We start from the raw sequence: 10,016 nt of genomic DNA on the forward strand, positions 1-10,016 counted from the left end.
CGGTCCGGCAGCAACGGCTCAATGCGTGCCCACTGGGCGTCAGTCAACGACACACCCAGACCAACGATCCGATGATCCGAAGGAAACGGCCTAGGGGCATCCGCGAAGCGCCACGGCCGCCCGCCGCCCGGCAACCCCGCCGTGATCGGCCTCACACCTGTCATCAGTGGTGCACAGAAGCGTCATGCCAGGGGGGTCTGCCGGCCAGCTCTGCACCAGGCAATTCCACCGGGTGCGTGCTCGTCCTGTCCCGGAGAGGGCGGCGTCCATAGCGCTGCCACACCGTCGCCGGCCGGCCCGGGCCGGTGGCCCACAGCCTGAGTCGGCCCACACACGCCCCCCGGCCCGCCGGGCCTGGTCCGCCGTGCGGCGGCGCTCATCCCGTCCGACCCCGGAGATACTCGGTCAGTGCTTTGCCCCGCCGGGATCGGCCGTGCCGTCAGTGCCGTGAAAGCTGCCGAAACTGCCCAAGCTGACCGTCTTGTCGGCCGACAGGGCCTCGGTGATCTGCTGGGCGGCCTGGGCAGGTGTGAGGTGCGTGGTGTCCACGACCTCGGCCTCGGCGTGCAGCCAGGTGCGGGCTGCCTGGAAGTTGTCCGTCGCGGGCGGCCCTGGCTTGATGTCCATGAGCGTCTCGCCGACTTTCTCGGCGTCGAACACCCGTGAGTCCGGGACGAGCTGTTGAACGAGCGCACTGGTCGTCGTCTTGCCCACGCCGTGGGTGCCGTTGAGCCATACGATCATGGCCTTGACGCTAGCGTCGTAAGGGCCGCAGGGGCGGACGGAGTGAAACATCCGGGCAGAGAACTGCGGACCTCCAGCTTCCTGTGCTGGCGTCAGGCGTCGGTGAGGACGGTCCAGCGGTGACCGTCACCGGCACGGACACGTCCGGCCTCTTCGCCGGATGCACTGGACGCACGGCGGCACCCGGGTCGGCGACCCCGCCGCCTGCCTCCTGGCGAGGGGGCGGCGAGGTCCAGGGACTGGTCACGGCTGTGACCGTCATCCTGTGAGACCTGCACGCGGACGTCAGTTCACCACGACAGTGTCCCCTGACGACGTCGACGGTCCGGTGGTGGTGTTGCCGAAGTACGCCCAGCGCCACGTACCCGTCTTGGAGGCCTTCACGGTTGTGCTGAGACCACCCGAGCTGCTGGCGTACACCTTCTTCACCGTGGTGTAGGAGGCGGCGCCGGAGGGCTTGAACTGCAGGCTCACCAGGCGGCCTCCGTAGGAGGCGTACTTCCTGGTTTCCCAGTTGGCCCGTGTGACCTTTCCGGTCACGGTGATGGTCTTGTCCTTGGCCACCGGCTCGGGCGAGGCGTTGACGGTCAGGCGGGAGTTGCGCTTGACATGGACCGTCAGCCCCTCGTCGTCGGTGTCACCGCCGTCGCCCTTGAAGAACACCCGGGCCGCGACCTTCCAGGCCCCGGCCTCACTGTTGCGCATGTCCCACACGCTCGGGTCGAAGTACATCGTCTCGTTGAAGTCGCAGACGCCCGAGCTCACCTTGATGCAGTCGCTCGTCTCGATGGCGTGCCACAGTTCGTCCCCACCGCTGCGGTACAGGTACACCGCTGGGTACTCCCACGCCTGAGTGGTCGCCATCCGGAAGGAGGCGGGCACCGCGACCTCGTTCGACACCCCGATCACGATCGGCTTGCCGTCGTTCACCTGGACACGGGTGAACGAGACACCCCCCTCGGCCGCCCCGGCCGGCGCCGCGGCCACGGCCGTGAACACCGCCGCCGCGCCACCGGCCACGACGACTCTCCAGAACTGCTTCCCCACCTGATCCCCAATCTCCGTACCGCAATGCGGCCGAAGGGATATCCCTCCAGCGCCCTACAGACGGCCGGCATCCGCACGGGGTTGTGCACCCGCCCATCACAATCCGGTCTCGGACAATCCCCGCCCGAGTTCGGCACGCCCGGGCACCCGGCCCACTGTGCGGGTGGCGGAGACGTGCGAGCGCGGCTGTTCCACCCACCACCTGGCCGACTGCCCCGACGGGATGTGAAAGCGCCGGGGGTGAATGGCCGGAGTCCTCCCTGGGCGCGTCGCGGAGGGCTTCCTACGATGCGACCGCCCCGGCTTCTTCACGGCGGGTTCATCGGGTCTTCACGGAGTCCCGCCGTGCCGCCGGCCGGGCGCATCCACCCCCCACCGACTCCAGCGAAGGGGAGACACCATGGCAGGTGGGCTGCTCATGGGCGGCGCTGTCGCCGCTCTCGTCACCGCCGCGCTGCCCGCGCACAACCCGTCCACCGCAACCACCGGGTTCGTCGACCCGCCGCCGGACAAGATCGTCATCGACGTCGCCACGGTCAACGGCTCCGGCTGCCCGGCGGGCACCGCCGCCGTCGCCGTCTCCGAGGACAACACCGCCTTCACGGTGACCTACAGCGCGTACCTCGCCCAGGCCGGAGGCAACTCCGACCCCACGGCGTTCCGCAAGAACTGCCAGCTCAACCTGATCGTCCACGTGCCCCAGGGCTTCACGTACGCCATCGCCAGCGCCGACTACCGGGGCTTCGCCTCGCTCCAGCCCGGCGCCACCGCGGTCCAACGGGCCTCGTACTACTTCCAGGGCTCGTCGCAGACGGCGTTCAAGAACCACCCCCTGACGGGCGCCTACAACGACAACTGGCAGGCCACCGACGTCACTGACTGGGCGCAGCTGGTGTGGGCGCCGTGCGGAGTCCAGCGCAACTTCAACATCAACACGGAGATCCGCGTCGACGCGGGCACGGCCTCACCGGGCAAGGTCAGCTTCATGACGATGGACTCGACCGACGGTGACATCAGCACCGTCTACCACGTGGCGTGGAAGGAGTGCCCCCGCACCTGAGCGCACCGCGCACCCGAGCGCACCGCGCGCCCGAGCGAATCGCGGCCCGTCGCCGCCCGCCGCGGCGGCGACGGTGCTCAGCCGCGCCGGACGGTCACCGTCACCTCCGCGCCCGGCGCCGCCACCACCCAGGCCCGGCCCGGCGCCGTGTGCGCCACGGCCGCGTCGGCGGTGAGGTGCCAGGTGCCCGGAGGCAAGGACAGTCCGGTGACCCGCGGGCCGTGCGGTGCCGCCCGGTAGGCCAGCCGGTACACGCCCCGCGCGGGGTCGTACGACGCGGCACGGACCGTTCCGGCGACCCGCTCCGCGTAGGGCTCGGCCGTCAGCTCCTTGTTGGCGCGGAAGGCCCCGGTGCCGTCGAGGGCGCAGTATCCGCCGCCGTAGCACCACACGTAGCCCGCCCACCCGGAGGTGTACCGGCCCAGGGAGGCCATGGCGTCACGGTGGAAACGGCCCATGTTCGGCAGCGAGCTGTTCAGCGGGCCCCACTCGCCCACCACGACCGGCACCCGGTACCGGCGGGCGTACTGGACGACGGCCCGCTCGTACGCCTCGATCCAGCCGGCGCCGGGATCGTAGTCGGCGCCCGCCTCCATGGCCGAGTTGTAGAAGTGCGGCGCGTACACCACCTTCGGGTCGTCGACGCGCCCGAGGCCGGTCGGCACGCCCTCGCCGACGATGGGGGTGGGCTCGATGAACAGCCAGGCGTCCCGGTCGGCCGAGCGGACCGCGTCGGCGAGTCGGTTGTACATCGGGGTGAGCGACTCGCGCTCGATACGGCGGGCGGCCGTCGCCAGGTCCTCGCCCGCGCGTAGTTCACCCATCGGCTCGTTGATGAGGTCGTAGCCGATGACGGCCGGGTGGTGGGCGAGATGACCGGCGAGGACCCGCCAGGCTCGGGCCTGGGCGCGGCGCAGGTCGGGGTCCTCGTAGAGGTGGGTGAAGGCCCGCTGGACGGCGGGCTCGAAGTACTCGGCGAACCAGTCGTCCGGGTGCGGGGTGAAGGGCAGCCCGTCGGTCCTGGTGGCCCAGGCGGGGATGCCCCGGTGGCCGAAGGCGGGCCCGAAGACGTCCTGGTGGGCGTCCACGACGACGGCGATGTCATGGCGGGCGGCCCAGCCCAGGACGCGGTCGATCCTCTTCAGGTAGGCGGTGCTGTAGCGTCCGGGCTCGGGCTCCAGGTCGTCCCAGAACACCAGCAGCCGGGCGAAGTCGAAGCCGTTCGCGCGCAGATCGCGGAAGTGCCGCTCGGTGATGGCCGACAGGGCCTTGTCGCCTTTGTTCGTCTTGTCCTCGACGTTCCAGCCGCGCAGCGTCAGCACCCGCCCGTGCCGGTCGGTCAGGCGGGGGAGGGCGTCCGTGTTCAGCTCCGCCCGGGGCAGCGCCCGGTCCTCCGGTACCCGGTGGGCCTGGGCGGCCGTCGCGGGGGCGAGGAGCGCGCCGACCGCCACGCTCGCCGTCAGGGTGGTTCGCAGCACGGGCAGCCTCCTGTGCGTCGGTCCGCACGACGAGCGGAAGTTGACGTTTGTTCAGCTTTTCTCGTCGGAGATGTTCCCATGGGCGCTACCGGCCAGTAAATACCGGGGGTAACCCCATGTTCTGGAGGTGCCATGAGACGCTCCGGGTACCGGCTCGGAATCATCACCACCGCCGTCACGGCCATGCTGGCCACGGCCGCCGCCGTCCCCGCCACCACCGCCACCGCGGCCGGCCGCGGCGCATCGGCGGCCGCCGCCACCCCGCTCCCGCCCGCCCTGGAGGAGATCAGGGCCCGCGAGGCCATCGCGCTCTACGGCGACCCCGCCCAACGCCCGCTCGCCGAGCGCAAGACGGCGCTGATCTCGCTCGGCGACAGCGAGATCTCCGGCGAGGGCGTCGGCACGTACGAACCCCCGACCAACGGCCCCACGAACTGGTGCCACCGGTCACCCGAGGCCGCCGTCCACCGCACCGGCATCCCCGCGGACCTCACCTTCAACGTCTCCTGCTCGGGCGCCTCCACCGCCCACATCCGCGTCGGCGGCACACCCCAGTACGCCGACGAACCGGTACAGAGCGACAGCCTCGCCATCAAGGCGCGCAACACCCGGATCAAGATGGTGCTGCTCGTGGCGGGCGCCAACGACGACCTCCAGTTCGGCCCCGTCATGACCGACTGCGTCACGCGCTACCTGCTCTCCCGGGGGCCCTGCGAACCCGCGTACGCCCCCGGCTGGCAGGCCCGGGTCGACGGCCTGGTGCCCAAGGTCGAGCAGACCGTACGCGACCTGAGGTCCGTGATGCGCGACGCCGGTTACGCCGACGGCGACTACCGGCTCGTCCTGATGAGCTACCCGAGCCCGATCGGCCCCGACTTCCGCGACAACCCCGGCTTCACCGGCAAGCTCGCCTGCGGCGGCCTCGGCTACGACTCCGACACCGCCTGGGGCCGCGACACCGCCGTACCCGCCTTCGAACGCGGCATCCGCAGGGCCGCCGCAGCGACCGGAGCCCACTACCTCGACAACTCCCGGCTGTTCCACGGCCACGAGGTGTGCATGGACGACAGCTGGGCCCGCGGCCTGTACATCGACCTGTCCAAGCCGGGCCTCCCGGACGAGAACTCCGTCCGCCAGTCCTTCCACCCCAACGCCCGCGGCCACGCCGCCTTCGCCGCCTGCCTCACCCGGTTTTACGCCTCGTCCCTGCGTGAGGCCTCCTGCGCGGACGCCGGCTCCGCCGGCAGGCCGACGCTGTTCCCGCACGCCTGGGACGACGTCTTCGCCCCGCTGCGGAACCGGGCCACCGGCACCTGCGTCGACGTCGGCGCCTCGAAGACCGCGAACGGCACCGGCGTCCTCGGCTGGGACTGCGCCGGCACCCGCAACCAGCGGTGGTGGTACGACACGGCCCGGCAGACCTTCCACACCGAGCTCACCCAGGACCGCTGCCTGGACGTGCCCGGCGCCCGGTACCGCCCGGGCACCGCGCTGATCATCTGGAACTGCTCCGGCGCGGCCAACCAGACCTTCCTCCGCGACGGCGCCACCATCCGCCCCGCCGCGGCACCCGGCCTCTGCCTCACCCAGCCGGCGGCCCGCGAGCCGCTGCGGTTGCAGGACTGCGACGGCTCGGCCCGCCAGCAGTTCACGCGCTGATCCCCGCGGCCAGGCAGCCCCAGCTCACCGCCTCCGGGTTTCGAGCACCCCTCGCCAGGGCGCGCCGGCGGCGGTCAGCGCACGCGGTCGTACACCATGGCGATCTCGCCGAGCTCGCCGGTCTCCTGAAGGGCCGGGGTCCACCTCGACGCCGGCAGGCCGTCCTCGAACAGCCGCGGGCCGCCTCCGGCGATCTCGGGACAGATCATGAGGTGGAGCCGGTCGATCAGGTCGGCGGCCAGCAGCGCCTTGATGACGCTCGCACTGCTGTTGACCAGGATGTCGCCCGCACCGGTGGCCTTGAGCTCGGCGACGACGTCCGCGGCGGGGGCGTCGACCACGCGGGTGCGGTCCCATGGCGCCTCGGTGAGCGTTCTGGAGAGAACCACCTTCTCGGTACCCACCAGCCACTTCGCATACCCACGGTCACGCGGGTCGGCGTTCTCGTCACCGGCGACCATCGGCCAGTAGCCCAGGAACCCCTCGGCGTTGAGCCGGCCCAGCAGTGCTGTCGTCGCTCCCTCGTGTATGCGGGCGAGGTGGTCCCGCGCGGTCTCGGTGGTGGCGTACGGCACGATCGCGCCGAGGTCGCCGGGGCCTGCGGGACCGTGGTAACGGCCGTCCAGGGTGAGGCTGATGTTCGCGGTCACCCTGCGTGCGGACGGGTTGTTCATGACTGCGCTTCCCTTCGCTCGGTGTGTGCTGTGGTGGTGCGCCGGAAGGAGCCGACGGCGTCGGCGAGGTTGTCGAGAACCCGGCCCCAGCCGGTCTCGATCCCGGCGACGAACGGCACGGCGTCGACCGCCGTCCCGGTGATCCGCAGGCCGAGCCGCAGCCGGGTGCCGTCCTCGGCGTCGGCGAGAGTCAGGTTGTAGTGGCCGGTGAACGAGACGCTGTCCGCCGCGCCCACCGCCAGGTCGAACACGAGGCGCTTGCCGTCCTCGGCGGCGTGCACCCGCCCCTCCGAGTGGTACCGCCCCTCGGCGTCGCGGTAATCGAGCAGGGCGCGCCCGCCCGGCCTCGGCTCCAGCAGGCAGTCGGTGACGGTCATCGGCGGCGGTGCCCACCAGGACGCGAGGAGGTCCGGGTCTACCCAGTGGCGCCAGACGACGTCCCGCGGAGCGGCCAGCACTCGCTCGAAGGTGAAACCGCGGCCGTCCGCCCAGCCCTTGCGGTCCGCCACGGCGGAGTCCGCCTCGACGGCGGCGCGGTAGCGGGCGAGGACGTCCCGGTCGCCGCCCTGCGCCTCGATGGCGCCGGCCAGTTCCCGCAGGCGGCCCCCCAGAGCGGCCAGGGGCGCCGCCTCCGCCGCGTAGACGCGGCGCTGCCCGAGGGGGAACACCGAGACGAGGCCCGCGCGGGCGAGGGTCTGCAGGTGCTTGGTGGTCTGCGGCTGCCGCAACCCGGTGAGTTCGGCCAGTTCGCCCACGGAGCGGGGCCGCTCGGCGAGGAGCTCGACGAGACGCCACCGGGCGGAGTCCCCGAGTGCTGCTGCGATCCGTTCCATGAGCGTGAGTATTCCTCACATGGAATATTCGCGTCAAGGAATATTGGAGGGCAGTCGAGACCAGTCGGTCCAGGCCCGTGCCGGTCTGTTTGACCTTGACACGGTGGCAAGCTCTTCACTGCTTGCCGAGGAGGTGGTCTCGGTGACGACCACAAGACAGGACACGACCGCCCGAACGCTGCGGGAGCTGGAGGACGGCCAGGCGTCCGTGCGGCTGCGGGCCGCTCTGGCGGCCGGTACGACGCCTGACCCGCGCTTCGTCGACACGCTCGTCGAACGATGCGCGACCGAGCCGGAGTTCTTCGTCCGCGACACGCTGACCTGGGCGCTCACCCGGCACCCGGTGTCCAGCACGCTGCCCGCGCTGCTGCGCGAACTCCACTCGGAGCACGCGCAGGCCAGGAGCCAGGCGCTGCACACGCTGTCCAAGATCGGGGACCGGCGGGCGTGGCCGGCGATCACCCGGCCGCTCCTGACCGACGCCGACGACGAGGTGGCGCGCGCCGCGTGGCGGGCCGCGGTCGTCCTCGTCCCGGAAGGCGAGGAGTCCGCGCTCGCCGAGGTGCTGGTGACGCAGCTCGGGCGTGGCGAGCGGGAGACGCAGCTGAGTCTCAGCCGGGCACTGGTCGCGCTGGGCGACGCGATGGTCCCGGCCCTGCAGCCCGCGACGACGGCCCCCGACCCGGGCGTACGCGCCCACGCGCTCGCCACCCGGCGGCTGCTGAACGACCCGGAGACCGGATTCGAGTTCGCGATCGAGGAGGCGAAACGCGTCGTGGCCCTCGGCGCCACCGGCCGCGAGGGATGATGGGACGTGTTGATCGGTGAGGTGGCGCGACGGTCCGGGGTCAGTGCCCGCATGCTCCGGCATTACGAGTCGCTCGGTCTGGTGAGTCCTTCGGGCCGTACCGGCTCCAACTACCGGGAGTACTCGGCGGAGGACATCCAGCGGATCTTCCACATCGAGAGCCTGCGGTCGCTGGGACTGTCGCTGCGCGAGATCGGACGCGCGCTGCACGACCCCGGCTTCACGCCCGCCGCGCTCGTCGACGACCTCATCCGCCGGACCCGCGAGCGCATCGCCGCGGAGACCGAACTGCTGACGCGGCTGCACCGGATCTCCGCCGCGGACCCCGGCGCCTGGGAGGACGTCCTCCAGACCGTCGCGCTCCTGCACGCCCTGGGATCGAAGAACCCCCAGGCACGCCAGCGCGCCGCCCTCGCCTCCGGCGACGAGGTCCCGGTGCCGGTGGAGGCACTGGTCGAGGCGGTACTGAGCGAGAGCGAGCCGAACGTCGCCGGGGCCCTCACATGGGCGCTGGCGCGATCGGACGACGGTGTCCCGGCACTGCTGGCCGAGGGCCTCGCCGCCCCGGAGGCCGCGGTGCGCGAACGCGCCGTGCGGGCCCTGGTGGAAATGCCCGGCGCCGAGGCCGCCGGACACCTCCGTGACGCCCTCGCGCACCCCGACGCCGCCGTCCGCGGGCACGCGGCTCTGGCGCTCGGGGCACGCGGCGTGGCCGACGCGGTCCCCACGCTCATCGACATGATCGTGGCGGGACGCAACGACACCGACGCCGCGGACGCGCTCAGCGTCCTGGCCGGCGACACCGCGACGGCGGACCGCATCGCCACCGCCCTCGCCGGCCGCCTCGCCCGGGACACCACCGAACCGCCCGCGCGCGGACGGCTGACCCAGGCGCTGGCGGGCATCCCGGGGGAGAGGGCGTCCCACGCCCTCGCCGAGCTGTCCCGCGACACCGACCCCGCGGTGGCTTTGACCGCGGCGTATCTGCTGCGGCTGCGCGACACGGGATGACACCGTCGCGCTGTGCCCGAAGTCCCGGGCATGATCGCTGATCGACGGGAGACTCGCAGGTCATGAGCTTGCTGGCAGATGTTCAACAGGCGGACCGGCGGCTGACCGAGCGGATCGCCGCCGGTGCCTCGCCCCGCCTGCACCAGATGCTGTCCGCCGTGGAGGAGATGGCGGAGGGCAGCAAACTGTGGTGCGGCGCCGCCGCGGTGCTGGCCTGGAAGGGCGGGCGGCGCGGCCGTACGGCGGCCGCCGCGGGAGTGACCTCCGTGGCGGTGGCCCAGCTGGTCTCCAACGGCGTGTGCAAACAGCTGGTCGACCGGCGCCGCCCGCCCAAGGAGTGGATCCCGCACGACGAGGTCGAGGACCGCCCGGACTCGTCGTCCTTCCCCTCCGGGCACACCGCGGCGGCGGTCGCCTTCACCACCGCCGTCGCTCCGACCTGGCCCCTCGTGGGCGCCCTGTGCGCGATTCCGGCCGCCATGGTGGCCGTCGAACGCGTGCAGTCCGGAGCCCACTACCCGAGCGACGTCGCCGCCGGTGCGGTCGTCGGCCTGGCCGGCGCCTGGTTCGTCCGCCGCGTTCCCCGCCTGATCCGGCACTACGTGCTCTAGGCCGTTTCCTCCGGATCATCTCGCCGACCAGATGAAGATGGCGGCGAGGTGGAGGCCGGCCAGGTAGATGGTGGCCGTCTTGTCGTAGCGA

General features: G+C 72.0%; 10 protein-coding genes. 5 read left to right on the forward strand and 5 right to left on the reverse strand.

Annotated elements, in window-relative coordinates:
• Nucleotides 1–405: 405 nt before the first annotated feature.
• Both AB0K92_RS32955 and AB0K92_RS32960 read right to left on the reverse strand, forming a co-directional pair.
• Nucleotides 406–744 (reverse strand): hypothetical protein, encoded by a 339-nt coding sequence (locus AB0K92_RS32955; RefSeq protein WP_365928949.1) that lies wholly within the window; start codon nucleotides 742–744, stop codon nucleotides 406–408.
• 285 nt (nucleotides 745–1,029) lie between these two features.
• Entirely contained in the window at nucleotides 1,030–1,791 is a 762-nt protein-coding gene (locus tag AB0K92_RS32960) for a hypothetical protein (protein ID WP_365928950.1), read from the reverse strand.
• Between the two features lie 400 nt (nucleotides 1,792–2,191).
• Here AB0K92_RS32960 and AB0K92_RS32965 point away from each other — a divergent pair, with 400 nt between their 5' ends.
• Entirely contained in the window at nucleotides 2,192–2,851 is a 660-nt protein-coding gene (locus AB0K92_RS32965) for a DUF4360 domain-containing protein (protein ID WP_365928951.1), read from the forward strand.
• A 77-nt stretch (nucleotides 2,852–2,928) separates the two neighbouring features.
• Here AB0K92_RS32965 and AB0K92_RS32970 read toward each other — a convergent pair whose 3' ends face one another.
• On the reverse strand, nucleotides 2,929–4,329 hold the full coding sequence (locus tag AB0K92_RS32970; RefSeq protein ID WP_365928952.1) for a cellulase family glycosylhydrolase: 1,401 nt from the start codon (nucleotides 4,327–4,329) through the stop codon (nucleotides 2,929–2,931).
• 132 nt (nucleotides 4,330–4,461) lie between these two features.
• Between AB0K92_RS32970 and AB0K92_RS32975 the strand changes: the two genes are divergently transcribed.
• Entirely contained in the window at nucleotides 4,462–5,988 is a 1,527-nt protein-coding gene (locus AB0K92_RS32975) for a ricin-type beta-trefoil lectin domain protein (RefSeq protein WP_365928953.1), read from the forward strand.
• Between the two features lie 74 nt (nucleotides 5,989–6,062).
• Here the strand turns inward: AB0K92_RS32975 and AB0K92_RS32980 are convergent, their stop codons facing one another.
• Together AB0K92_RS32980 and AB0K92_RS32985 are read right to left on the reverse strand one after the other, a co-directional pair.
• A complete protein-coding gene (locus AB0K92_RS32980; protein WP_365928954.1) occupies nucleotides 6,063–6,662 on the reverse strand; it encodes a dihydrofolate reductase family protein in 600 nt (199 codons plus the stop codon).
• Nucleotides 6,659–7,495, reverse strand: a complete 837-nt coding sequence (locus AB0K92_RS32985) for a metalloregulator ArsR/SmtB family transcription factor (protein WP_365928955.1) — start codon at nucleotides 7,493–7,495, stop codon at nucleotides 6,659–6,661. The genes AB0K92_RS32980 and AB0K92_RS32985 overlap by 4 nt, the downstream gene beginning before the upstream one ends.
• Nucleotides 7,496–7,637: 142 nt before the next feature.
• Between AB0K92_RS32985 and AB0K92_RS32990 the strand changes: the two genes are divergently transcribed.
• The 3 genes from AB0K92_RS32990 (at nucleotide 7,638) to AB0K92_RS33000 (ending at nucleotide 9,925) form a co-directional block, all read left to right on the forward strand.
• Nucleotides 7,638–8,303 carry a HEAT repeat domain-containing protein gene (locus AB0K92_RS32990; protein ID WP_365928956.1) on the forward strand — a complete coding sequence of 222 codons (666 nt, stop codon included), beginning with the start codon at nucleotides 7,638–7,640 and terminating at the stop codon, nucleotides 8,301–8,303.
• 6 nt (nucleotides 8,304–8,309) lie between these two features.
• Nucleotides 8,310–9,314: a MerR family transcriptional regulator gene (locus tag AB0K92_RS32995; protein WP_365928957.1), complete on the forward strand. Its 1,005-nt coding sequence runs from the start codon at nucleotides 8,310–8,312 to the stop codon at nucleotides 9,312–9,314.
• Between the two features lie 62 nt (nucleotides 9,315–9,376).
• Nucleotides 9,377–9,925 carry a phosphatase PAP2 family protein gene (locus AB0K92_RS33000; protein WP_365928959.1) on the forward strand — a complete coding sequence of 183 codons (549 nt, stop codon included), beginning with the start codon at nucleotides 9,377–9,379 and terminating at the stop codon, nucleotides 9,923–9,925.
• Nucleotides 9,926–10,016: the final 91 nt, after the last annotated feature.

The sequence above is a fragment of the Streptomyces sp. NPDC052687 genome (assembly GCF_040678395.1).
GTDB lineage: Bacteria > Actinomycetota > Actinomycetes > Streptomycetales > Streptomycetaceae > Streptomyces.

Excerpts from the sequence above, each read along its gene's own strand:
- AB0K92_RS32955 (WP_365928949.1), bottom strand. The coding sequence starts at position 744 with ATGATCGTATGGCTCAACGGCACCCACGGCGTGGGCAAGACGACGACC.
- AB0K92_RS32965 (WP_365928951.1), top strand. The coding sequence starts at position 2,192 with ATGGCAGGTGGGCTGCTCATGGGCGGCGCTGTCGCCGCTCTCGTCACC.
- AB0K92_RS32975 (WP_365928953.1), top strand. The coding sequence starts at position 4,462 with ATGAGACGCTCCGGGTACCGGCTCGGAATCATCACCACCGCCGTCACG.
- AB0K92_RS32980 (WP_365928954.1), bottom strand. The coding sequence starts at position 6,662 with ATGAACAACCCGTCCGCACGCAGGGTGACCGCGAACATCAGCCTCACC.
- AB0K92_RS32985 (WP_365928955.1), bottom strand. The coding sequence starts at position 7,495 with ATGGAACGGATCGCAGCAGCACTCGGGGACTCCGCCCGGTGGCGTCTC.
- AB0K92_RS33000 (WP_365928959.1), top strand. The coding sequence starts at position 9,377 with ATGAGCTTGCTGGCAGATGTTCAACAGGCGGACCGGCGGCTGACCGAG.